The 22965-nt window shown below is 66.1% G+C and carries 28 protein-coding genes; 12 read left to right on the top strand and 16 right to left on the bottom strand.

The features are described from left to right. Window positions 1-42 precede the first annotated feature (42 nt). Genes dnaN through ribD form a run of 3 tightly spaced genes read left to right on the top strand, consistent with a single transcriptional unit; the run spans window position 43 to window position 2643 of the window. Window positions 43-1167: a DNA polymerase III subunit beta gene (gene dnaN, locus ACW9TV_RS05525; protein ID WP_494304850.1), complete on the top strand. Its 1125-nt coding sequence runs from the start codon at window positions 43-45 to the stop codon at window positions 1165-1167. A 32-nt stretch (window positions 1168-1199) separates the two neighbouring features. Next, window positions 1200-1664, top strand: a complete 465-nt coding sequence (locus ACW9TV_RS05520; RefSeq protein WP_494304849.1) for a hypothetical protein — start codon at window positions 1200-1202, stop codon at window positions 1662-1664. Between the two features lie 28 nt (window positions 1665-1692). Continuing rightward, the gene (gene ribD, locus ACW9TV_RS05515) at window positions 1693-2643 is read left to right on the top strand and encodes a bifunctional diaminohydroxyphosphoribosylaminopyrimidine deaminase/5-amino-6-(5-phosphoribosylamino)uracil reductase RibD (RefSeq protein WP_494305042.1); all 951 of its coding nucleotides are present in this window, start codon (window positions 1693-1695) and stop codon (window positions 2641-2643) included. Here ribD and ACW9TV_RS05510 read toward each other — a convergent pair. Next, window positions 2628-3113, bottom strand: a complete 486-nt coding sequence (locus tag ACW9TV_RS05510; RefSeq protein WP_494304848.1) for a hypothetical protein — start codon at window positions 3111-3113, stop codon at window positions 2628-2630. The genes ribD and ACW9TV_RS05510 overlap by 16 nt on opposite strands. Window positions 3114-3229: 116 nt before the next feature. Between ACW9TV_RS05510 and ACW9TV_RS05505 the strand changes: the two genes are divergently transcribed. From ACW9TV_RS05505 to ACW9TV_RS05485, 5 genes are read left to right on the top strand one after another with little or no spacing between them, the layout of a single operon-like run. Beyond that, window positions 3230-3847, top strand: a complete 618-nt coding sequence (locus ACW9TV_RS05505; protein ID WP_494304847.1) for a riboflavin synthase — start codon at window positions 3230-3232, stop codon at window positions 3845-3847. Between the two features lie 50 nt (window positions 3848-3897). Further along, window positions 3898-5166 (top strand): 3,4-dihydroxy-2-butanone-4-phosphate synthase, encoded by a 1269-nt coding sequence (ribB, locus tag ACW9TV_RS05500; RefSeq protein WP_494304846.1) that lies wholly within the window; start codon window positions 3898-3900, stop codon window positions 5164-5166. Window positions 5167-5175: 9 nt separating this feature from the next. Further along, a complete protein-coding gene (ribH, locus tag ACW9TV_RS05495; protein WP_494304845.1) occupies window positions 5176-5595 on the top strand; it encodes a 6,7-dimethyl-8-ribityllumazine synthase in 420 nt (139 codons plus the stop codon). A 46-nt stretch (window positions 5596-5641) separates the two neighbouring features. Further along, complete coding sequence (gene lepA, locus ACW9TV_RS05490; RefSeq protein WP_494304844.1) at window positions 5642-7444, top strand: translation elongation factor 4; 1803 nt, start codon at window positions 5642-5644, stop codon at window positions 7442-7444. Between the two features lie 26 nt (window positions 7445-7470). Next, window positions 7471-8007 (top strand): hypothetical protein, encoded by a 537-nt coding sequence (locus ACW9TV_RS05485; RefSeq protein ID WP_494304843.1) that lies wholly within the window; start codon window positions 7471-7473, stop codon window positions 8005-8007. Here the strand turns inward: ACW9TV_RS05485 and lepB are convergent. The 4 genes from lepB to pyrE are packed head-to-tail and all read right to left on the bottom strand — an operon-like array spanning window position 8004 to window position 10523. Then, window positions 8004-8828: a signal peptidase I gene (gene lepB, locus ACW9TV_RS05480; RefSeq protein WP_494304842.1), complete on the bottom strand. Its 825-nt coding sequence runs from the start codon at window positions 8826-8828 to the stop codon at window positions 8004-8006. The two genes, ACW9TV_RS05485 and lepB, sit on opposite strands and share 4 nt — an antisense overlap. Further along, window positions 8825-9229: a holo-ACP synthase gene (gene acpS / locus ACW9TV_RS05475; protein WP_494304841.1), complete on the bottom strand. Its 405-nt coding sequence runs from the start codon at window positions 9227-9229 to the stop codon at window positions 8825-8827. Before acpS ends, lepB begins: the two co-directional genes overlap by 4 nt. Next, window positions 9226-9945, bottom strand: coding sequence for a pyridoxine 5'-phosphate synthase (locus ACW9TV_RS05470; protein ID WP_494304840.1), 720 nt, complete (start codon window positions 9943-9945; stop codon window positions 9226-9228). Before ACW9TV_RS05470 ends, acpS begins: the two co-directional genes overlap by 4 nt. Further along, a complete protein-coding gene (gene pyrE, locus ACW9TV_RS05465) occupies window positions 9942-10523 on the bottom strand; it encodes an orotate phosphoribosyltransferase (RefSeq protein WP_494305041.1) in 582 nt (193 codons plus the stop codon). The genes ACW9TV_RS05470 and pyrE overlap by 4 nt, the downstream gene beginning before the upstream one ends. Before the next feature lie 155 nt (window positions 10524-10678). On the opposite strand from pyrE, the gene ACW9TV_RS05460 reads away from it, so the two are divergent. After that, complete coding sequence (locus ACW9TV_RS05460) at window positions 10679-11656, top strand: CsgG/HfaB family protein (protein WP_494304839.1); 978 nt, start codon at window positions 10679-10681, stop codon at window positions 11654-11656. A gap of 83 nt (window positions 11657-11739) precedes the next feature. Here ACW9TV_RS05460 and ACW9TV_RS05455 read toward each other — a convergent pair whose 3' ends face one another. From ACW9TV_RS05455 to rpsD, 8 genes are all read right to left on the bottom strand, one after another. Then, window positions 11740-12639, bottom strand: coding sequence for a DUF481 domain-containing protein (locus tag ACW9TV_RS05455; protein WP_494304838.1), 900 nt, complete (start codon window positions 12637-12639; stop codon window positions 11740-11742). Window positions 12640-12723: 84 nt separating this feature from the next. Continuing rightward, window positions 12724-13632 (bottom strand): DUF481 domain-containing protein, encoded by a 909-nt coding sequence (locus ACW9TV_RS05450; RefSeq protein ID WP_494304837.1) that lies wholly within the window; start codon window positions 13630-13632, stop codon window positions 12724-12726. A gap of 98 nt (window positions 13633-13730) precedes the next feature. Further along, entirely contained in the window at window positions 13731-14162 is a 432-nt protein-coding gene (locus ACW9TV_RS05445; RefSeq protein WP_494304836.1) for an ester cyclase, read from the bottom strand. Then, window positions 14159-16267 carry a RelA/SpoT family protein gene (locus ACW9TV_RS05440; RefSeq protein ID WP_494304835.1) on the bottom strand — a complete coding sequence of 703 codons (2109 nt, stop codon included), beginning with the start codon at window positions 16265-16267 and terminating at the stop codon, window positions 14159-14161. The genes ACW9TV_RS05445 and ACW9TV_RS05440 overlap by 4 nt, the downstream gene beginning before the upstream one ends. Window positions 16268-16495: 228 nt before the next feature. Next, on the bottom strand, window positions 16496-16834 hold the full coding sequence (locus tag ACW9TV_RS05435; protein WP_494304834.1) for a hypothetical protein: 339 nt from the start codon (window positions 16832-16834) through the stop codon (window positions 16496-16498). Window positions 16835-16916: 82 nt separating this feature from the next. After that, complete coding sequence (locus tag ACW9TV_RS05430) at window positions 16917-17189, bottom strand: type II toxin-antitoxin system RelE family toxin (protein WP_494304833.1); 273 nt, start codon at window positions 17187-17189, stop codon at window positions 16917-16919. Further along, a complete protein-coding gene (relB, locus tag ACW9TV_RS05425; protein WP_494304832.1) occupies window positions 17173-17400 on the bottom strand; it encodes a type II toxin-antitoxin system RelB family antitoxin in 228 nt (75 codons plus the stop codon). Before relB ends, ACW9TV_RS05430 begins: the two co-directional genes overlap by 17 nt. Window positions 17401-17519: 119 nt before the next feature. Further along, complete coding sequence (gene rpsD, locus ACW9TV_RS05420; protein ID WP_494304831.1) at window positions 17520-18131, bottom strand: 30S ribosomal protein S4; 612 nt, start codon at window positions 18129-18131, stop codon at window positions 17520-17522. Window positions 18132-18403: 272 nt separating this feature from the next. Here rpsD and rpoZ point away from each other — a divergent pair, with 272 nt between their 5' ends. Then, window positions 18404-18745 (top strand): DNA-directed RNA polymerase subunit omega, encoded by a 342-nt coding sequence (gene rpoZ / locus ACW9TV_RS05415; protein ID WP_494304830.1) that lies wholly within the window; start codon window positions 18404-18406, stop codon window positions 18743-18745. Window positions 18746-18859: 114 nt separating this feature from the next. Here the strand turns inward: rpoZ and ACW9TV_RS05410 are convergent, their stop codons facing one another. The 3 genes from ACW9TV_RS05410 to ACW9TV_RS05400 all read right to left on the bottom strand — a co-directional run bounded on the left by ACW9TV_RS05410 (window position 18860) and on the right by ACW9TV_RS05400 (window position 21564). After that, window positions 18860-19270 (bottom strand): hypothetical protein, encoded by a 411-nt coding sequence (locus ACW9TV_RS05410; RefSeq protein WP_494304829.1) that lies wholly within the window; start codon window positions 19268-19270, stop codon window positions 18860-18862. An 84-nt stretch (window positions 19271-19354) separates the two neighbouring features. Next, a complete protein-coding gene (locus ACW9TV_RS05405) occupies window positions 19355-20182 on the bottom strand; it encodes a DsbA family protein (protein ID WP_494304828.1) in 828 nt (275 codons plus the stop codon). Then, window positions 20179-21564, bottom strand: a complete 1386-nt coding sequence (locus tag ACW9TV_RS05400; RefSeq protein ID WP_494304827.1) for a M48 family metalloprotease — start codon at window positions 21562-21564, stop codon at window positions 20179-20181. The genes ACW9TV_RS05405 and ACW9TV_RS05400 overlap by 4 nt, the downstream gene beginning before the upstream one ends. Window positions 21565-21646: 82 nt before the next feature. On the opposite strand from ACW9TV_RS05400, the gene tpiA reads away from it, so the two are divergent. Together tpiA and ACW9TV_RS05390 are read left to right on the top strand one after the other, a co-directional pair. Further along, complete coding sequence (gene tpiA, locus ACW9TV_RS05395; protein WP_494304826.1) at window positions 21647-22366, top strand: triose-phosphate isomerase; 720 nt, start codon at window positions 21647-21649, stop codon at window positions 22364-22366. Next, on the top strand, window positions 22363-22965 hold the full coding sequence (locus ACW9TV_RS05390) for an anthranilate synthase component II (protein WP_494304825.1): 603 nt from the start codon (window positions 22363-22365) through the stop codon (window positions 22963-22965). Before tpiA ends, ACW9TV_RS05390 begins: the two co-directional genes overlap by 4 nt.

Below are 22965 nucleotides of genomic sequence, written 5' to 3'. Positions count from 1 at the left end.
ATAGAGACAGGCAAAAGCCTTCAGGTAGGGAAAACGTCACGCATGAAATTGGTCGTCGAACGCGCCGCACTTCTGAAGGCGCTTGGCCATGTGCAGTCCGTTGTCGAGCGGCGGAACACCATTCCGATCCTGTCCAACGTGCTGCTGGCGGCCGATGGCCAGTCGGTGCGGCTGATGGCGACCGATCTCGATCTCCAGATCGTGGAGGAGGTTCCCGCCACCGTGGAAACCGCCGGCGCGACCACCGTTTCCGCCCACACCCTGTTTGATATCGTGCGCAAGCTGCCGGATGGCGCGCAGGTCACGCTGGATGCCGCCGCTTCCAAGATGGCGGTCACCGCCGGGCGGGCGCGCTTCTCCCTGCAGACTCTGCCGAGGGAAGATTTCCCGGTGATCGGCGAAAGCGACCTGCCGGTCAGCTTCAGCCTGCCCTCCGAAACGCTGGTCACGCTGATCGACAAGACGCGCTTCGCCATCTCCACGGAAGAGACGCGCTATTATCTGAACGGGATCTTCATGCATGCCCCGGCGCAGGGAAGCCAGGGCGCCCCCGGCGGTACGCTGCGCGCTGTCGCGACGGACGGGCACAGGCTGGCGCGAGTGGAAATCCCGCTGCCCGAAGGCGCGTCGGGCATGCCCGACATCATCATTCCCCGCAAATGCGTGGCCGAAGTGCGCAAGCTGCTGGACGAGCGCAGCGGCGATGTGGGCATCTCGCTCAGCCAGTCGAAGATCCGCTTTGCCATCGGGCAGGCCATCCTCACCTCCAAGCTGATCGATGGCACCTTCCCCGATTACAGCCGGGTGATCCCGACAGCGAATGACAAGCTGCTGAAGATCGACCCCGCGACCCTGCGCGAAGGCGTGGACCGCGTGACGGCGATCGCCTCCGAAAAGACCCGCGCGGTGAAGCTCAGCCTCGACCGCGACCGGGTCACGCTCTCCGTCACCAGCCCGGAAAACGGCACCGCGAGCGAGGACGTTCCCGCCGACTATTCGGCCGCCGGCTTCGACGTGGGCTTCAACAGCCGCTACCTCATCGACATCCTCGACCAGGTTGAAGGCGATCTTGTCGAAGTCCATATGGCGGATGCCGCTGCCCCCACCCTCATCCGCGAAGCCGAGGACTCCGAAGCCCTCTATGTGCTGATGCCGATGCGGGTGTGAGTGCGATCCGGGCGGCCGACGCCGGAGACTGAATGCCAATCAAGAAACCCAAGGCGGTCAAGCTGCCCACGCCCTTTGCCGACCTCCACGCCTCGGAGGACGACGACGCGCGCCGCCGGGCGCTGCTGATGAAGCGCGAGATGGAGGCCGCCGAGGGTTTTTCCTGGAACGCCCCCCGGCAGGGCCTCATCGCCCGCTGGCGGGAACAGCCGCTCTACAAGACACTGTTCGCCTTTGGTGCGGCCGGCATGGGCGCGGCGATTGTCGCCGCTTTCCTGATCGCAATGGACAGCGGCATCGAAGTGCCGGAACGGGTGATCTATCTGGAAAGCTGGCGCGGCGACCGCACGGCGGAGGATGCCGTTTCCGAACGCGAGGAAGCGATGGCGAAGCTGAGGGCGCAGGTGGAAGCGAACCGCCGCGCCTACGAGGCGGAACAGGCCCGCCAGAAGGCGCTGGAGGCCGAGCGCGCCGCCGCGCGCGCCGCGACGAGCTGAGGTGACGGCGGCAGCAGACGCCCGCTGGATGGCGGCGGCGCTGGCGCTGGCGCGTCGGGGCCGTGGGCGAACCGACGCAAACCCAAATGTCGGCTGCCTGCTGGTTAAGGCAGGCCGCGTCGTCGGCCGCGGCTGGACCCAGGACGGCGGCCGCCCCCATGCGGAAGCCATGGCGCTGGCCCAGGCCGGTGACGCGGCGCGCGGCGCGACCGCCTTTGTCACGCTGGAACCCTGCGCCCATCTTTCGCCGCGCGGGCCGGCCTGCGCCGACACGCTTGCGGCCGCCGGCATCGCCCGCGCCATCGTCGCCATGGTGGACCCGGACGAGCGGACGGCCGGTCAGGGACTGGCGCGGCTAAGGGCGGCCGGCGTCGAAGTCGCCCACGGCCTGATGGAGGCGGAAGCCCGGCGCGAGCTTCTCGGCTTCACCGGCCGGCTGGCGACGGGCCGCGCCGAGCTGACGCTGAAACTCGCCCTTTCGATCGACGGGCGGCTGGCGATGGCGGATGGCCGCAGCCAGTGGATCACCGGAGAGGCCGCCCGGGCCTACGCACATGCCCTGCGGGCGGAAGCGGACCTCGTGCTTGTGGGTGGCGGCACATTCCGGGCGGATGCGCCACAACTGACAGTCCGGCTGCCCGGCAGCACCGCGCCGCAGCCGCTGCGCGCCGTCCTGACATCCGGACCTGTGCCGCAGGGCTTCATCGCCCTCCCCTCGCTTGCGGCGCTCGACGCGCTGGTGGCGGAACGGCAACTGAACCGCATCCTGTGCGAAGGCGGCGGTGGGCTTGCCGCAGCCCTGCTGGCGGCGGGACGCGTGGACCGGCTGGCGATCCTGCGGGCCCCCATCCTGATCGGAAACGGCATCGGGCTGGAAGGGCTGAACCCCGCAGATCTGTCCGAAACCCATGGCCGGTGGCAACTGGCGGACAGTCGCATGCTGGGGGTGGACCGGCTGGATCTCTACACGCCGGCCTGATCGGCCCCAGGCTGTTCCGGGGCCTCGGCCTCTGGCACCAGGCGTCGATAGCGGTTTGGCCGGTTCGCCGGTTCCCGCCAGTGTCGGCCCAGCAGCCACAGGATTCCGCCTGCCACGCCCATCGGCAGGCTGGTGAACAACAGGCCGAGCGCGGACAGGTTGAGGCTGCGACCGGGCACGAGACTGTCCATCAAGGCCGGATTGCCGAAGGTGGCGGACAGCAGCAGCGTCAGCGCGATGCCGGTCCCGGCTGCCCCCAAAAGGATCAGCCCCGCCGGGATCAATCGCCCGTCCGGCTCTGTCAGCAGGCCCAGCAGCAGGGGGATCAGCGCGACCAGCACATAGACCAGCAGCGCCAGCGGCGCCTGCGCGCCGCCGCCTTCGTGAAAGGCGATCGAGCCGAACACGGGCGCCAGCGCCAGCAGCACGATGGCGAGCAGATACAGCAGCACGGCGATGATCTTGCGCAATGGCCCCTCCCGGCGGAAGCGGCCCCGGTGCCCCCGCACCGGCCAGCACGTAGCATGCACGACCTCGCAGATTCCAGCCCTTTCCCTGCGGCGAGCCCGGGCCTAAACCCCATGTCATGTTCACGGGAATCATCACCGACGTCGGGGAAATCGTGGGGAAAGAGCGCCGGGCGGGCCAGGATCTGCGCCTGCTGATCCGCACCGGCTACGATCTTGCGCCGGTCGCGATCGGCGCCTCGATCGCCTGTTCGGGTGTCTGCCTGACCGTCACGGCCAAATCGGCGGACTGCTTCGCCGTGGATGTGTCGGATGAAACGGTCAGCCGCACGGCCTCGGCCATGTGGTCCGAAGGCGCGAAGCTGAACCTCGAACGGTCGCTGAAGGTGGGCGATGAACTGGGCGGCCACATCGTCACCGGCCATGTGGACGGGATCGGCATCGTCGAAGTGGTCGAACCCGTCGAAGGATCGCACCACATCGCCATCCGCGCGCCGGCGGCGCTGGCACCGATGATCGCGCCCAAGGGGTCGATCGCAGTGGACGGCGTGTCGCTGACGGTGAACGCGGTTGACGACCAGCCCGACGGCAGCGCCATCTTCCACCTGAACATCATTCCCCACACGGCCGAATGGACAACGCTGGGCAGCGCAGCGCCGGGCCGGGAAGTGAACCTGGAAGTGGATGTGCTGGCGCGCTATCTTCAGCGAATGGCGGGGCGCAACCTCACAGCCTGATGTGAAGAACAGGGTTGCACATCACATGCGCGTGTGAGAATGCCCCCTGCATGGCACAGCAGATTCTCAACCGCATCCGCGACCACCTGGCCGAAACCGGCCTCAGCCGTTCCGGGCTGGCGAAGGCCGCGGGGCTTCACGCCAACACCCTGCGCGATCTGGACGACGCCAGCTGGAACCCCACGGCGGAAACCCTGAAGAAGCTGGAAGCCTATCTGTCCGGCGCCGGCCCTTCGCCGCTGGTTCCCATCGAGGAGATCATCGCCGAAGCGCGGAACGGGCGGATGTACATCCTGGTCGACGACGAGGACCGGGAAAATGAGGGCGACCTGATCATCCCGGCGCAGATGGCGACGCCCGATGCCATCAATTTCATGGCGACGCACGGGCGCGGCCTGATCTGCCTGTCGCTGTCCAAGTCGCGGGTGGATCAGTTGGGGCTGCCCCTGATGTCTTCCATGAACCGCACCCGACACGAGACCGCCTTTACCGTTTCCATCGAGGCGAAGGACGGGGTGACGACGGGTATTTCGGCCGCAGACCGGGCGCGGACCGTGGCGGTCGCCATCGACGGATCGAAGGGCCCGGAGGCGATCGTGACGCCGGGCCATGTGTTCCCGCTGGTGGCCCGCAATGGCGGGGTTCTGGTGCGCGCCGGCCATACGGAGGCGGCTGTGGACGTCAGCCGACTGGCTGGGCTGAACCCGTCGGGCGTGATCTGCGAGATCATGAACGAGGACGGCACCATGGCGCGTCTGGACGACCTGATCCCGTTCGCGAAGAAGCACGGCCTGAAGATCGGCACCATCCGCGACCTGATCGCCTATCGCATGCGGCACGATCACCTGGTGGCGAAGGTGGCCGAGGTTGAGATCGAGAGCGAGCATGGCGGGAAATGGACCGCCATGACCTACGCCAACACCGCCGAATATGCCGAGCATCTGGTGCTGCAGAAGGGCCGGATCGACCCGGCGAAGCCGACCCTGGTGCGGGTGCATGTGGTGAACGCCTTCGCGGATCTGTTCCACGAGGCGGGCGGGCGATCCGGCCTGATCGGCAAGGCGATGGATCGCATCGCGGCGGAAGGAGCCGGCGTGCTGATCCTGATCCGCGACAGCCGTGCCGACGGCCTGTCGCAGCAGATGAAGGCCCGCGGGCTGGGCGAGTTCAACACGGTGCGCGAACTGGGCGTCGGCTCGCAGATCCTTGTCGACCTCGGGGTGGACGAGATGGAGCTTCTCACCACCGGGCACCGGGCCTATGTGGGGCTTGAAGGCTATGGCCTGAAGGTCGTCTCCGAACGACCTCTGATGGATTGAGGGGGCATCATGGCCAAGGTTCTGATCGTGGGCGCCGGCTTTTACCGGCATATCTATGACCTTCAGCTGAAAGGCGCGATCGAGGCGCTGGAAGCCGGCGGGCACAAGCACGAACTGGTGGAGGTGCCCGGCGCGCTGGAGATTCCGGCCGCCATCTCCATGGCGGCGGACAGCGGCGCCTATGACGCCTATGTGGCGCTGGGCTGCGTGATTCGGGGGGAGACCTTCCATTTCGAGATCGTCTCGACCGAAAGCGCGCGCGGGATCATGGCGCTGACACTGGACGGCCTGCCGGTCGGCAACGGCATCCTGACGGTGGAGAATGAGGCGCAGGCGCTGGTCCGCGCGGATCCGGCGCAGAAGAACAAGGCGGGTGAAGCCGTCGCCGCGGCGCTGGCCCTGCTGGAGCTGAAGCGCCGCTTCGCCTGAGCGGCCGCGCTTTGCCAATCGCGCGCCAGGCGCTAAGGGCGCGGGCATGACTCCCCTTTCCCAGATCCGCAACTTCTCGATCATCGCCCATATCGACCATGGCAAGTCGACGCTTGCCGACCGCCTGATCCAGGCAACCGGCGGCCTGACCGAGCGCGAGATGTCGGCGCAGGTGCTCGACAACATGGATATCGAGAAGGAGCGCGGGATCACCATCAAGGCGCAGACGGTGCGCCTGGATTACAAGGCGAAGGACGGCAAGACCTACATCCTGAACCTGATGGACACGCCAGGCCATGTGGACTTCGCCTATGAGGTGAGCCGGTCGCTGGCCGCCTGCGAGGGCGCGCTGCTGGTGGTGGATGCGGCGCAGGGCGTCGAGGCGCAGACGCTGGCGAACGTCTATCAGTCGATCGAGCATGACCATGAGATCGTGCCCGTCATCAACAAGGTGGACCTGCCCAGCGCCGAGCCGGAGAAGGTGAAGGCCGAGATCGAGGAGATCATCGGGCTCGACGCCTCCGAAGCGGTTCTGGCGAGCGCGAAGAGCGGGCTGGGCATCGGCGACGTGCTGGAAGCCATCGTCACGAAGATCCCGCCGCCCAAAGGCGACGCGGCCGCGCCGCTGAAGGCGATGCTGGTTGACAGCTGGTACGACCCTTACCTGGGCGTCGTGATCCTTGTGCGGGTGATCGACGGGGTGATCCGCAAGGGCCAGCAGATCAAGTTCATGGCCGGCGGCACCGAACATCTGGTGGATCGCGTGGGCGCCTTCCGCCCCAAGATCGAGCAGCTGCCCCAGCTTGGCCCCGGCGAAGTGGGCTTCATCACCGCGCAGATCAAGGAAATCGCACAGGCCCGCGTGGGGGACACGATCACCGATGTGAAGCGCCCTGCCTCGGCGGCGCTGCCCGGCTTCAAGGAAGTGCAGCCGGTGGTGTTCTGCGGCCTGTTCCCGACGGACGCCGCCGATTTCGAGAAGCTGCGCGACAGCATCTACAAGCTGCGGCTGAACGACGCCTCGTTCAGCTTCGAGATGGAGACATCGGCTGCGCTGGGCTTCGGCTTCCGCTGCGGCTTCCTGGGGCTGCTGCACCTGGAGATCATCCAGGAGCGGCTGAGCCGCGAATATGACCTCGACCTCATCACCACGGCGCCCAGCGTCGTCTACAAGGTGTTCCTGACCGACGGCACCGAACTGGAGCTGCACAACCCGGCCGACATGCCCGATCCGGTGAAGATCGATCACATGCAGGAACCCTGGATCGAGGCGACCATCTATGTCCCCGACGAGCATCTGGGCGCGATCCTGAAGCTGTGCCAGGATCGGCGCGGTATCCAGAAGAACCTGACCTATGTGGGCGGCCGGGCGCAGCTGACCTACGAACTGCCGCTGAACGAAGTGGTGTTCGACTTCTACGACCGGCTGAAGAGCATCAGCCGGGGCTATGCCAGCTTCGATTACCACCAGACGGGCTACCGCGAAGGCGATCTGGTGAAGATGTCCATCCTGGTGAACGGCGAACAGGTGGATGCGCTGTCCATGATCGTCCACCGCGACGCGGCGGAAGCGCGCGGCCGGCACATGTGCGAGCGGCTGAAGGATCTGATCCCGCGGCACCTGTTCAAGATTCCGATCCAGGCCGCCATCGGCGCCAAGGTGATCGCGCGGGAAACGATCGCGGCGCTGCGGAAGGACGTGACCGCCAAATGCTATGGCGGCGACATCAGCCGGAAGAAGAAGCTGCTGGAGAAGCAGAAGGAAGGCAAGAAGCGGATGCGGCAATATGGCAGCGTCGACATTCCGCAGGAGGCGTTCATCGCGGCGCTGCGGATGGGGGACGAGTGAAGCCGCCGGCTGCCGGCCGGGCCTGAATGGACGGCTTCGATCCGGAGCGGGCGGCCTGGGCGATCCTGTTCGCCTATGCGCTGACGCTGCCGCCGCTGCTGATGGCCCTGCGCGGCACCGAAGGGCGGGCGCGGCTGTTCTGGACGCTCGCCTGCCTCGTTGTTCTGGCCCTTGGCCTGAACAAGCAGCTGGATCTTCAGACGCAGCTGACCGCGATCGGGCGCAGCATCGCCCGTGGCGGCGGCTGGTATGCGGAACGACGAGACGTGCAGCGGCTGTTCATCCTGGGGCTGGGAACGTCGCTGGCGGTGCTGGCGCTGTGGCTTGGCTGGTTGACGCGCGGGCTGGGCGGGCCCGTCCGGCTGGCATTGGGCGGGCTGCTGCTGCTGGGCGGCTTCGTGCTGCTGCGGGCGGCTTCCTTCCACCATCTGGACCGGCTGCTGCGCACCGACCTGCTGGGAACGCGCGCCTGGGTGGTGATCGAACTCACCGGAATCGTGCTGGTGCTGGCGGGCAGCACATGGGGCGCGATCCGCGCCCGGCGCGGATCGCGGACGCCCTAGCCCCTCAGGCTCATGAAAGCGCGGTCTCCCCGCAGCGCGCCCCACCATGTCAGCGGGTTCAGCGTCTGGCTGCCATCCAGCGAGAAGGTCGTGAACTCAGCCCGGCCCACGATATTCTCGTATGGAACCAGCCCCAGGCCGCCGATTTCGGGCAGCACACGACTGTCCATCGAATTGTCGCGGTTGTCGCCCATCAGGAACAGCGCGCCGTCCGGCACGGTGACGGGGCCGAAATTGTCCCGCTCGGTCAGGGCCATGTCCAGCGTGTCATAGCTGCGGCCGTTGGGCAGAGTCTCCCGGAAGGTGGGGAAGCGGCAGACCGGCACGCCGGCGTCGTCCAGGCCGCGGAACTGCGGCATGTAGGGGCAATCCGTGTTGGGGGAAACGCGCAGCGCCGTATCGGGCCGCTGCACCCGCGGCACCGGCTTGCCGTTCAGGATCAGCTGGCCGTCGCGCATCTCCACCGTGTCGCCGGGCAGGCCGATCACGCGCTTGATCCAGTCGGCGCCGTCGGACGGGCTCTTGATCACGATGATGTCGCCACGTTCGGGCAGGCTGCCGAACAGACGGCCCGGGATATGCGGCAGGATCGGCACCGAGGGGCTTAGATAGGAAAAGCCGTAGGGGAATTTCGACACGATCAGCCGGTCGCCGACCAGCAGGTTCGCCATCATCGATTCCGAAGGAATGAAGAAGGGCTTGGCGATGAAGCTGTGGATGCCCAGCACGATCAGGATCAGCACCGCCCATTGCTGGATCTCTCGGCGCCAGCTGAAGGGCTCCTTCGGCGGCTTGGTGACGTCGGGCGCGGAAACGTTCATGCAGGACTCGCGGTTATGAGCACGATGGCCTGTGCCCAGGGGTGATCGTCTGTCAGCGTCAGATGGATGTCCGCCTTATGCCCCGGCGGCGTGATGGCGGCAAGGCGTGCGGCCGCGCCGCCCGTCAGATGCAGGGTGGGCTGCCCCGAGGGCAGGTTCACGACCCCGATGTCGCGCAGGAAGACCCCGCTGCGGAACCCCGTGCCCAGCGCCTTGGCGGCGGCCTCCTTGGCGGCGAAGCGCTTGGCGTAGGTGGCGGTGCGCGTCAGCTGGCGGCGGTTGGCCTTAGCCTGCTCGATGTCGGTGAAGACGCGGTCGATGAAGCGCTGCCCGAAACGATCGATCGAGTTCTGGATACGATCGATGTTGGTGAGGTCGTTGCCGAAACCGAGGACGATCATGCGCGGGCTTCATCCATCAGCGCGCGCATCTGCCGGATTGCGGCTTCCAGCCCGATGAACACGGCTTCGCCAACCAGGAAATGGCCGATGTTGAGTTCCGCCAGTTCGGGGATGGCCGCCACCGGGCCGACGTTTTCGAACGTGAGCCCATGGCCGGCATGGACTTCGAGACCGAGCGACGCGGCAAGGGTCGCGCCCGCCACCAGCTTCTCAAGCGCGCCATCCTCGCCATGCGCATAGGGCCCCGTGTGCAGTTCGACGACAGGCGCGCCCAGGCGGGCCGCCATCTCGATCTGGCGCGGATCGGGCGCGATGAACAGCGACACGCGGATCCCCGCGCCCGACAGACGCCGGATCAGCGGAGCGAGCTGGTTGTGCTGCCCCGCCGCATCCAGCCCGCCTTCGGTGGTGCGCTCCGCCCGGCGCTCGGGCACGATGCAGGCGGCATGCGGTCGGTGTTTCAGGGCGATCGCCAGCATTTCATCCGTCGCCGCCATTTCCAGGTTCAGCGGCAGGGCAATGCCCGTCACCAGTTCGGCGATGTCGGCGTCCGTCATGTGGCGCCGATCCTCGCGGAGATGGGCGGTGATGCCGTCGGCGCCGGCCGCCCTTGCCAGTTCCGCCGCGCGCAGCGGGCTGGGGTGTGCGCCGCCCCGCGCGTTGCGGATCGTCGCAACGTGATCGATATTCACGCCCAGCCGGAGAGGGCTGCTCACGCTGCGCGGCTTCCCGGCTTCACCGCTGGAATGGCGGCCAGTTCCGGCGGCAGCTTGTCGGCGTCATAGCTCGGGACGGACAGGCGGATCAGCGGTGTGAACGGAACGCCGAGATCGGCCGTGCCGTTGGAACGGTCCACCAGGCTGGCGGCGTGGATCACCCGGCCGCCGGCCGCCTCGATCGCCTTGATGGCTTCCCGGCTCGAAAGGCCGGTCGTGACGACATCCTCCATCAGGATCACCGGCGTTCCCGGCGCCAGCCGGAAACCCCGCCGCAGTTCGAACGTGCCTGTCGGACGCTCCACGAACATGGAATCGATGCCGAGCGCGCGCGCCAGCTCATATCCGCAGATGAGCCCGCCCATGGCCGGCGCAACCACCGCTTTCGCCTCCGTCCGGACCGGGGCCGGAATCCTGGCAGCGAGCGCACGCGCCAGCCGCTCGGCCCGGGCGGGGTCCATCAGCACCCGGGCGCATTGCAGATAGCGCGGGGATCGAAGCCCGGAGGACAGGATGAAATGCCCTTCCAGAAGAGCATCGGCGGCGCGGAATTCGGCAAGGACATCCTCGTCGGTCATGAGGTCGTCCCCGTTGGTCGGAAGGTCGTTTTGCATGGAACGGCCTTAACATCGCCGGCCGATCCAGGGAAAGGCAGTTGAAGTCCCGCGAATGCTTTGCAACAAGCATGGACGGGCAATTTCAACAGGGGAGTATCAGGAACGTGCGCATTTCCATGCAAGCGGGCCGCATCGGCGGCCGGATCACCGGGATGGCGGTGATCGCCGCGATGATGGCAGGGTCGGTGCCTGCCGCCGCCCAGATCAATTCGAAAGCCGGGAAAACGGCGGAAAGCACCCGGGCCGAAAAGACGGCGGAACTGCCGGTCTGTGCAAAGCCGATCGGCACGATCGCCCTTTCGCAGCCGGAAAATGCCCGCCCCTGGTGGACGGAACTCGGCCTCAGCTCGCCGGAAGCGCTGCTGCGGGTCTATGTGCAGAAATCCAAATGCTTCCGGCTGGTGAACCGATCGAACACGGGCATGGCGGCGATGCAGCAGGAGCGCGCGCTGGCTGCCGCAGGCGAGACCCGGCGCGGGGGCACCATCGGCAAGGGGCAGATGGTCGAAGCGGATTTCACACTGATCCCCGATATCGTCAGCCAGAACAGCAACAAGGGCGGCCTGAACATCGGCGGGATCGTCGGCGGCTTCATCCCGGGCGGCTTCGGCGCCCTGGCCAGCGGGCTCAACATCAAGAAGAAGTCGGCAAACGTCGTTCTCAACGTCGTGAACAACAAGTCGTCGGAAGAGTTCGTTTCCGAAGGCCAGTCCAAGAAGTCCGATCTGGGCTGGGGCGGCGGCGGCGGCCTGTTCTCGGGCGGGTTCCTGGGTGCGGGCGGCGCCAGCGGCTATGACAATACCGAAATGGGGCAGGTGCTCGCGCTGGCCTATCTGGATGCCTACACCAAGCTGGTGAACGATCTGGGCGGCCTGACCGAAGCGGTCGGCGGACAGCAGGCCGAACGCGCGGTCACGATGAAGGGTCCCGGCCGCCTGTTCGCCGGCCCGTCCACGGCCAAGGTGCTGAAGCCGCTGGATGCGGGAGCGATGCTGTATCCCACGGGCAACAAGCAGAACGGCTTCTGGGAAGTGGAAGACGAACTGGGCACCAAGGGCTGGGTGAGCGAAGTGGCGATCGCCATCGCGCGCTGACCGACGCGCCTTCGTTTCCAGGCGAACGAACGACAGGCCGGGGGCTTCCGCTCCCGGCCTTTCCGTTTCAGCCGCGCCCGGCTTCAGAAATCATAGACCAGCGTGATGCGTGTGGTGGTGTCCAGCTTTTCCAGCCCCAGCGGCGGCTCCTCTTCCCAGGCGAGGTTGAAGCTGAGGCGGGTGCTGAGCGCCCCGAACAGCTTGGAGGTGAGCGCCGCCGTGTTGCTGATGGATGCCGCGCCGTCGACGAAGACGGCGGTGTCGTTGGTGAAAGCGGTGGTGTCAGAGAGGGCCCACAGGAAGCGCGACGCGCCGCGGGCGGCGAAGCTGTTCTCACTGAAGGTGAGGAACTTGGTCTGCCGGAGCGCGGGGCCAGCCTCCAGATCCCATTTCACGCGGGAGCCGTCGATCGCGCGCCAGCCCAGACCGGCGGATTCGGCAAAGCGTCGCTGGATACCGGCCTCGCGGTTGCGCTCATATTCGAAGCGGCCCCAGGCATAGAGGCGGTCGGAGAATTTATAATCGATCTGGTAGCCCGCGAGGATGCGTTCCTGATCAGCGCCGCCGTCGTTGTCGACGATATCGACCAGCGCATCCACCCGGTGCCGCCAGTTCAGCCCATCCCGCTGCAGGTTCAGGCCGATGGTCAGACTCTTCGTCTCGCTGTTGCCGGTGGAGACGGAGGCGCCAAGCTGGCCCGCCCCTGTCCAGCCCTCGAAGAAGCCCGCCCTTGCCAGCTTCGCTTCGCGCTCGGCCGCCCTGGCCGCGCCGATGTCGGCAACGATCCTGTCGATCTCCGCCTCTGCCCCCTTGTTGGTTTCCTTGGCGACGGCGACGACGGCAGCAATCTTCGCCGGGTCCCCCGAGTTGGCGGCAGCCTCCACCATCTGGCGGACGGCGGGCGGCAAATCGGTTTGCGCAAGTGCCGGATGCGCCAGCGCGGCGGTGGCGGCGAGCAGGATGGTGGCTCGTTGGATCGTCATGAATGCCCCCCGTTTCGAAAGCCGGTCCGTGCCCGTGTGTAGCACAGCGGTCCGTCCGAAGTCGGGCAATTCCGCACATCCCGTTCAGAAGTCGTAGACGAGCGTCACCCTTGTGGTCGTGTCGAGCCGTTTGAGGCCGGTGGGCGGCTCCTCTTCCCACGCCAGATTGTAGCTGAGCCGGGTGCCCACCGAGCCGAACATCTTCGAGGTGAGGGCGGCCGTGTTGCTGAGCGAAGCGGCATCGTCCACAAACAGCGCCGTATCGTTGGTGAAGCGGGTGATGCCCGAAAGATCCCAGGCGAATCGCGAGGCACCCCGGCCAGCGACGCTGTTTTCCGCATAGGTATCGAAGCGGGTCTGCCGCAGCGCGGGGCCGACCTCCAGATCCCAGCGGAACGGGCCGCTCTGCACCGCGCGCCAGCCGACTCCGGCGGATTCCGCGAATCGCCGCCGGATTCCCGCTTCCCGATTGCGTTCATACTCGATGCGGCCCCAGCCATAGGCCCGGTCCGAGACCTTGTAGTCGATCTGATAACCGGCCAGGATTCGTTGCTGATCCTTGCCGTTGCGGTTGTCGGTGATGTCCAGGATGGCGTCGGCCCGGTGCCGCCAGTCCAGCCCTTCGCGCTGCATGTTCAGCCCGAAGGTCACGCTGGTCAGTTCGCTGTTGCCCGTGGCGTGGGATGCGCCGAGCTGACCCCTGCCCTTCCAATTGTCCAGATAGCCGGCTTCGGCGAGCTTCGCCTGATGCGCCGCCGCGCGCGCTTCGGCGATGCCTGTTACGATCTGGTCGATCTCCGCCTCGGCACCCTTGTTGGTCTGCTTGGCAAAGGCGACCACCACATCGATCTTCGCCTTGTCCCCGGTCCTGGCGGCGGCCTCAACCATGTCGCGCACCGGCTGCGGCAGTTCTGCCTTCGGGGGGGCAGCGGGGCCCGTGTCGGCGCAGACAGGCGTCGCGTAAATCAGCGCGGCGGCCAGGAACGGTCGCATGGATACTCCCCGGGCGATGACATCGGTGATTTGGCGGAGGCGGCAAGAAAGGAGAAAGAGGCCTGAAACGCAAGCAAAAACAACCGACAGGAGCCAGCTCAGCCGATGGCGAGATTCCGCTGCAACTGCTGATAGACACCCAGCCGGTCGCAGATCTGCCAATGCCCTGTCAGACGGTCTGCGTCGTCGAACAGATAAGCCGTCGCGCCGGACATGCGGATCGTCTTCCCGGAAGCCGGAAAGCCGGGAATGTCGCCCAGATGGGTTGCCGTCCAAAGCCATGTCATCACCACGGCGTCCCCATCGGCATAAAGGCCCTGGATGTCGAAATGCTGATCGGGGAAGGCGGCGCGGGACTTCGTCACCCGCTCCCTGAAACCGTCGAGATCCAGCGTCATCCCGTCCCACGGATCGCCGGGGTCATGCCGGATGGTGTAGGCTGGGGCCAGATAGTCCGCCGCCGCTTCGGCGTCGCCTTCATCCCAGACGCGCCGGATGAACGCCGCGAGAATCTGCTTGCGGTTGTTCATCCCTGCAACCGGTCTGCCGAAACCACCAGGTTCGGTGCGCGCAGGCCTGCGACGAGTTCCACCAGATGCTTCAGGTCGTCGATCTCGACGTCCATGACGAAGCGGTGGTGTGACCGGTCGCGGTCCTTCAGCTGAAGGTTCACGATGTTCGCCCCCTGCTGGGCGAGGATCGCCGTCACCTGCGCGAGCGCGCCGGGCTCGTTCATCACCACCACCTCGATCCGCGCCGTGCCGGATGCGACATCGGGCGCCCAGCGCAGATCCACCCAGTCCCCGTCCTCGGCAGCCGCGAGACGGGGGCAATCGATGGTGTGGACGACGATCCCCTTGCCGGCCACGCGCAGCCCAACGATGCGGTCGCCCGGAACCGGCATGCAGCATTGCGCCATTTCCATGCCGCCGGCGTGCGAATCGCCATCCACCAGGATCGCGCCCTCGGGGGATTTCGGCGGGCTCTTGCGCCGGGCCTTGCGCTTCTCGGCGGAGCCCGGAACCAGCGCTTCCAGAAGCTGGGCGTCCGATACCTGCTGGCGGGCAAGCGCCACGAACAGCGCCGGCTGGTCGGCCAGTTTCAGGCGCTTCAGCGCGGCGGACAGCGCCTCTGCCCCGATATCCACCTTCAGCCGCTTCAGCGCGTCCTCGAACAGGGCCTCCCCCGTCTTCAGCTGTGCGGCCCGCTCTCGCTGGCGCAGGTGGCGGCGCACCGCCGAGCGCGCCTTGGCAGTCACGACGAACTGGTCCCAGGCGGGGTCCGGCGTCTGCGCGGAGGAACGCAGGATCTCCACCTGGTCACCGTTGTTCAGCCGGGTGCGCAGCGGCACGACCTTGCCGTTCACCCGCGCGCCCACGCAGGTGTCCCCCAGCGTGGTGTGCACGGCATAGGCGAAATCGACCGGCGTGGAGCCCTTGGGCAGCTGGATCAGTTCCCCCTTGGGGGTGAAGCAGAAGAGCTGGTCCTGGAACATCGCGATGCGCGTGGTTTCCAGCACTTCTTCCGCGCTCTGCGCCGTTTCGAGGATTTCCAGCAGATCCGACAGCCAGGGATATTCGGTGCCGCCAGCGCCCTTCTTCTGCTTGTAGGCCCAGTGCGCCGCCATGCCGAACTCGGCCTCCACATGCATGTCCGCATCGCGGATCTGCACCTCGATCCGCATCTTGGCGCGGTCGATGAGCGTGGTGTGGAGGGAACGGTAGCCGTTGCGCTTGGGGTTGGAGATGTAATCCTTGAACCGGCCCGGCACCATCGGCCAGCGCCGGTGCAGCGCGCCAAGCGCCCGATAGCAATCATCCGCGCTGCGCGTGATCACCCGGAAGGCCATCACGTCCGACAGCTGCTCGAACGGCACATGCCGTTCCTGCATCTTGCGGAAGATGGACCATGGCCGCTTTTCCCGGCCGCGCACGTCGTCCACCATCACGCCCGCCGATTCCAGCGTGTGGCGGATGCCGCTCTCGATGCGCTTCACCGTATCGCCGCCGCCGGCGCGCAGGGATTCGAGGCGCTTGGTGATGGACTGATACGCCTCGGGCTCCAGTTCAGCGAAAGACAGTTCCTTCAGCTCGTCCATGAAACCGTACATGCCGATGCGTTCGGCAAGCGGGGCGTAGATGTCCATCGTCTCCCGCGCGATGCGGCGGCGCTTGTCCGGGTTCTTCAGATACTTCAGCGTCCGCATGTTATGCAGGCGGTCCGCCAGCTTCACCAGCAGCACGCGGATATCGTCGGACATCGCCAGCAGGAAGCGGCGCAGATTCTCCGCCGCGCGCTCGCTTTCCGTCTGCGCCTCGATGCGGGAGAGCTTCGTCACCCCGTCCACCAGCCGGGCGACATTCTCCCCGAACAGCCGCCGGATGTCCTCCGGCGTCGCCACCGTGTCCTCGATCGTGTCGTGCAGGATCCCTGTCACGATCGTCTCGTCGTCGAGGCGGAGGTCCGTCAGGATGCCCGCCACCTCGATCGGGTGGGAGAAATAGGGATCGCCCGAAGCGCGAAGCTGGGAGCCATGGGCCTTCATCGAGAAGACATAGGCGCGGTTGAGCAGATCCTCATCCGCATCCGGATCGTAGCTCTTCACCCGTTCAACAAGTTCATACTGGCGCAGCATATCGGGGCAGTATGTAGGAAGGACGCGGGGATTACAGAAGAATTTTGTTTGAGGCCTCCGGCGGGCAGGGTTTCACCCTGCACCCAGCAGGGAAATGATTTCCCTGCACCCTCGATTTTTTGGAACATTGTCGGCAAGCTTGGAGAATGGGGTTTCGTTGGATTGCCTGTGGCGCATGTCAGTTTTGTGGTGGGCAGCGAACATAGATATATTATGGTCGTGGCGTAGTCAGCCCAGCTTGTTTTCGAGCCACATTATCACCACTGTTATGAGTGAAAGGAGCAGAACCGTCCCGATTATCAAACGCCAAAAACGAAACGACCCAATGACATAACCGTCGCCTTCTAATTTGGCCCGGACGTGTCGAAACCCCCGCCATAATACAAACAGCACCCAAGCGACACTAACTGCGAGCGCCAATCCCCCTAATACAGGGTATTTGTCGAATGGCGCACCATCCACAAACATCATGAATGGCACAAATGGGATGGCCGCGCCGATCATTGAGATGGGTCTGGAATTTGCCGCAACATCCCTGTCTACGAATTCGGTAATTTTGCGCAGCATCGTCAGAGAACCCCTTCACTGCCTCCGTTATTCGTGCAGTTAACCATATCAGCAATGAGTGCGAGCGGTCACCATATAACGTTCAGCGTCGGTATACCTCCCGCCGATTGCCAAGGCGTATGACGGTGATCAGCATCACGCCATCCTCTACATCGGCGATGATGCGCCAGTCTCCCACACGGTATTTCCAGAAGTCGCCGAGGTCCTTGCCGCGCAGCGCCTCGCCCAGGCTGCGCGGGTCTTCCAGCGGAGCGATGCGGTCACGCAGGTAGGCGAGGATTCGCTTTGCGACTTGCGGGTCCAGTTTGCGGAGCTGCTTTGCGGCGCTTTCGGCGAACTCAATCCGCCAGGCCATATTCGGCCAGCAGATCGATCAGGGAAATGCGGGCTTCGGCGCCGGCGCGTAGGCGGGCCAGGGTTTCGGCCGACAGATGGGCGTCTTCCAGATCGTCGATATGCTCGACGATGGCCTCGGTGGCGTAGAAAGTCTTGGAGCGTCCTGTAAGCGCTGCGAGCGCGGATAGTCGGTCTTCGACTTCGGCAGGGAGGCGGAGAGAGATTGGCATCTTGCCCATCTAGCATTGCGATACATGTATTGCAATGCTAGATGATTGCTGTTCCGGACAAACAAAAAGGGCGACGCAAACTGCGCCGCCCTCTTGTTTGAGCCTAAGCTTCAGCCGGATCAGCGGCTGTAGAATTCGACCACCAGGTTCGGTTCCATCTTCACCGGGTAAGGCACTTCATCCAGCGTGGGCACGCGGACGTAGGTGGCCTTGAAGCCTTCGACGGACACATATTCCGGCGCATCGCGCTCGGACGATTGCATGGCTTCCAGAACCAGCGTCATCTCGCGGCCCTTCGTGCCCAGCTCGATCACGTCGCCCGGCTTCACCAGCGCGGAGGCGATGTTGCACTTGCGACCGTTCACCAGGATGTGCCCGTGGTTCACGATCTGGCGCGCGGCGAAGGGGGTGGGGGCGAACTTGGCGCGATACACGACAGAGGCCAGACGGCGCTCCAGCAGGCCGATCAGGTTCTGCGACGTGTCGCCCTTCATGCGGACGGCTTCGGCATAGACCTTCTTGAACTGCTTTTCGGTGACGTCGCCGTAATAGCCCTTCAGCTTCTGCTTCGCGCGGAGCTGGAGGCCGAAATCCGACATCTTGGACTTGCGGCGCTGGCCGTGCTGACCGGGGCCATATTCGCGGCGGTTGACCGGGCTCTTCGGACGACCCCAGACATTCTCGCCCATGCGGCGGTCGAGCTTGTACTTGGCGCTGGTGCGCTTCGACATGTTTCCATCCTTCGCTGGCTGCGGCCCGATTGCCGGCAGCACGGCCCTTCCGGGGAAGGGCGAACCTGGACACGCGCATCCGGAATGTCCGGATGGGCCACCGCTTCACCAGGCGTGCGGGGCCGAATGCGAAGGCGGGCCCCTAGCGGCGGATACGCGCGAGGTCAAGACGGAGAGACGGCCGGACCCTTCCGAATCCTTGACCATCGGGGGCCAATGCGGCTAGACGCGCGGCCCTGCCCAGATTTTCCGGAACATAAGAAGAGGCCTCCATGGCACGCGTCACCGTTGAAGACTGCATCGAGAAGGTTCCGAACCGCTTCGAGCTGGTTCTGCTGGCTGGCCAGCGCGCCCGCCAGATTTCCGGCGGCGCCGAACTGACGCTTGACCGCGACCGGGACAAGAACCCCGTCGTCGCCCTGCGCGAGATCGCGGAAGAAACGGTTTCGCCCGAAGCCCTCTGCGACAAGATCATCACCGACCTGCAGAAGGTGCGGATCGACGAGGACGACGTGGCCGACGACGTCGGCTCTCTGGCCGCCGCCGCCGAAGCCCTGCGCCTGACGGCCGCCGCGCCGCCGCGCAACCAGAACCTGGGCCCGGATTACGAGTGAAGACGTCCGCGAGTCAGCGCGAAGCGCGAACTCGCCGGAACGACCGACCGGCACGAAAAGGGTGGGGCATGACCCCGCCCTTTTTGCGTGGCCGACGGTGCGGCCTTGCCACGCCTATCGCACCGCGAACAGCGACAGCGGCAAAAGACAGCTGAAGCCGAACTGGCCGCGGGCGAAGGGCGCCGCCGAGCCGGGATCGGCCCGCATCGCATCCACCCCGTCGGCGCAGACCTTCAGCGTAACCCCTAGAAGCGCGCGTTCGGCCGCCAGGGCGGGGGTGAAGTCGCCATCGGCCAGCACCGATTCGGTTGCGACCGTCACCCGCGCCGCGTCGAGCAATGTTGACACCCCGGCGTAATCCGGCGCGACGGCCTGCCCCTGCACGTCCAGCGCCAGCTGGCGAAGGGCCGACTCCGCCGCTGCGACCGTCAGCCGGATATGGGCCGCGCCGGGCTGGAACGACCCGGCCGGCACGGTGGCACAGCCAGCGAGAAGCGCCAGAGCAGGAAGATGAAAATGCCGCATCGGTTGATCCTTTCTGGATTAAATCAACCAATATGGTATATATTTGAACCCCTGTAGGACAGGTTCGGCCTGCGGCGCACCTGTCTATGCCGCGTCGGGCTTGCGCGCTTCCTCGATCGCGGCCTTCAGTTCTTCATAGCCGACCGCGCCCGACAGGATTCGATTGCCCACCACATAGGATGGCGTCCCCGTCAGCCCCAGCGCCCGGCCAAGATCGAGATTCTTCCGGATTTCCGCCTCGATCGCCTTGCTGGAAAGATCGGTGGCGACCTTCGCCTCGTTGAGACCGGCGACGCGCACGGTGCGGATCAACCGTTCCTGGCTGAGCGCGCCCTGCCCGCGGAACACGTTCGAATAGAAACCGCGATAGCGCCCCTGCTCCGCCGCAGACAGGCTGGCGCGGGCGAACCGCTCGCTGTCCGGCCCCAGCACCGGCATGTCGCGGTAGACGACCTTCAGCTTCGGATCCTCGGCCAGCAACCGCTCGACGTCCGCGACGGACTGGCGGCAATAGGGGCAGTTGTAGTCGAAGAACTCCACCAGCACGACATCGGCGTCCTTCGCGCCCGTCCAGGCCCCGGCAAAGGGTGTCTCGATGGCTTCCCGGTTGGAGGCGAGCAGCTTTTCCACCTCGCGCTGCTGCAGGCGGTTGATGGCTTCCGGGATCACCTCCGGGTTGGCGAGGATGGCATCCTTCACGGCCTGTTCCATCGCCTTGCCGCCGGTGGGGGCGGGCGCAGTGACGCTGCGGCCGGCCAGCGTGACCGCCACGGTTGCGATGGTCAGACCCATGCCGATGCCGGCGGCCCACCAGCCCCAGTGCGCGGCGGTCGGCGGGATCAGCGCAGCCTTCGCCCGTGCCCAGCCCGACGGCCTAGCTTCGGATCCAGCGGAAACTTCAGTATCGGTCAACGGCGACGGTCCTTTGCCTTGTCTTCCTGCCTGTTGCGGGAAAGCTGCACGATGTCCTGCGCCCGGATCCATTCCGGCGTGCCTTCGTCCAGCCCCTGCACCGCAACCTGCGCGGAATTCAGCGCGGCAATGGGATTGCCGCCCGTCAGCGTCAACCGTTCCGCCGTGGCGAGCGCCAGCCGGGGCTTGTCGCCGCGCCGTTCATAGACGGTTTCCAGCTGCATCCAGGCGAAGGGATTGTCATGATCACGCGCCAGGCTGGCGCGGAGAACCCGCTCCGCCTCCTCGAAGCTGGCGCTGTTGCCCGTCTGCTCCCCCGATTGCACCAGCGCATGGCCCAGCATGCCCGAAATCAGCGGGTTGCCGTTCGAACGGGCCACGGCCTCCCTGAGTGCCGGAATCGAATCCGCCACACGGCCCGATTCCAGCTGCACCTGCCCCTTCATCTCCAGCAGATAGGGATCGTGCGGGGCTGATTTCAGCAGGGCATCCAGTTCGGCAATCGCCTTGTCGGGCTCCGCCAGCTTGTGGAAGGCATAGGCCCGGGCGACGCGGGCCGGGGCGGACGTGTCGGACAGGGGATAGGCCTTCAACGTGTCCTTCGGTTCGGAGACATAGCCGATCAGCTTCGCCCGGATGCGCTGGTAGCGCGCCTGCAGCACCGGATCCGCGCCCTTCTTCCACGTCGGCGACTGTTCCAGCACATGCTGAAGCGCGCTGATCCGCTCGCCCGAGAGCGGGTGGGTGCGGTTGTAGGCGTTGTCCTGCGGGATCGCGAGGCGATATTCCTGGCCCTGAAGCTCCTTGAAGAAGCTGATCATGCCCTGCCCATCGACACCGGCCTTCTGCAGATACTGCGCGCCGGCCTGATCGGTGCGGCTTTCCTGTTCGCGGCTGAAGGCCAGGAACTTGCCCTGCGCGGCCTGCTGGCCCGCCATCATCGCCGCCATCCCGGCGTCGCCCGCGCCCGCCGCCAGCAGGGCCGCACCCAATACCAGCGACAGGAGGGTGATGTTGGTGGCCGGCGCTATGCCCTCGTTGAAGCGGACGGCGTGGCCGCCTGCCACATGGCCCAGTTCATGCGCCAGAACACCCTGCACTTCCAGCACATCGTCGGCCGCAACCAGCAAGCCGGTGTAGAAATAGACGCTCTGCCCCAAAGTGGCGAAGGCGTTGATCTCGGGCGAGCCGACGAGGCCGATCGAAACGGCGCGGGGGTCGAGCCCGGCTGCCGTCATCAGCGGCTCGCCGATGTCGCGGAAGAACTGTTCGGTTTCCGCATCGCGCAGAAGCGACTGCGCACGGGCGGCGGGCGCAAGGATCTGGGCGACGACCAGCATCGAGAGGGCGATGATCGCCGAAGCAAGGCGGGACCGTTGCATGCGAGGCCTGTGGGTTGCCGTTTCCTGCCCTCCCTGTCTAGAGGGTCCCCTGAGCGCCGCCTGAACGTGGCGGCCCGCAACGATGGGGACAGACGTGAAGCTGATTGCCGGCAACTGGAAGATGAACGGCCTGAAGGCGAGCCTTTCCGAGCTGGACGCCCTGATCGCAGCGCCCGCGCCCGTTGGCTGCGACCTGCTGATCTGCCCGCCCGCCACGCTGGTGGCGGCGTTCGCGGCCCGGGCGGCCGGCACGCATGTGCGGATCGGCGGACAGGATTGCCACTGGCAGGTTTCCGGCGCCCACACCGGCGACATTTCCGCAGAGATGCTGGCGGACGCCGGTGCGAGCCACATCATCGTCGGCCATTCCGAACGGCGGACGGATCACGCCGAAACGGATGCGGTGGTGAAGGCGAAGGCGCAGGCCGTCGCGCGCGCGGGGCTGACGCCCATCCTGTGCATCGGTGAAACCCTGGCCCAGCGCGAAGCGGGCGAGACGCTGGCCGTCATCGAGCGGCAACTGGCGGGATCGGTGCCCGAAGGCCTGGCCGCGCTGGTGATCGCCTATGAGCCGGTCTGGGCTATCGGCACCGGCCTGACCCCGTCGGTGGCGCAGGTGGCCGAAGTGCATGCCGCGATCCGGGCGGTGGTGGGCGCCGGTGTGCCGATCCTCTACGGCGGCTCCGTGAAGCCCTCCAACGCGGCCGAGCTGCTGGCGGTGCCGCATGTCGACGGCGCGCTGGTGGGCGGCGCCAGCCTGAAGGCGGCCGACTTCCTGGGGATTGCGGCGGGGGCCTCATGATCCTCGTCATCGACAATTACGACAGCTTCACCTTCAATCTGGTCCACTATCTGCTGGAACTGGGGCCTGAGGTGGAGGTGGTGCGCAACGACGCCCTGTCGGTTTCGCAGGCGCTGGCGCTGAAGCCCGAGGCGGTGCTGCTGTCCCCTGGCCCCTGCACCCCCAACGAAGCGGGCATCTGCCTGGATCTGATCGCGGCCGCCGCCGATAGCCGCCTGCCGCTGTTCGGTGTCTGCCTTGGCCATCAGGCGCTGGGGCAGGCCTTCCAGGGGCGGGTGGTGCGCGCGCCACAGCAGATGCACGGCAAGACCAGCCCGATCTTCCATCAGGGAAAGTCCGTGTTCCGGGGCTTGCCGTCGCCCTTCACGGCAACCCGCTACCACAGCCTGATCGTGGATCGGGACAGCCTGCCGCCCGTGCTGGAAATCACCGCTGAGACGGACGGCATCATCATGGGCCTTCAGCACCGCGATCTGCCGCTGCACGGCGTGCAGTTCCACCCGGAATCCATCGCGACGGAACATGGGCACCGACTACTAGCGAACTTCCTGGACATCGCCGGCATCCCGCACCGCAATCCCGAAGGGCTGACGGCATGA

Source organism: Sandaracinobacter sp. T42, from assembly GCF_059115405.1.
The sequence above is the reverse complement of the archived record's forward strand: the minus strand, read 5'-3'. Positions and strand labels throughout refer to the sequence as shown.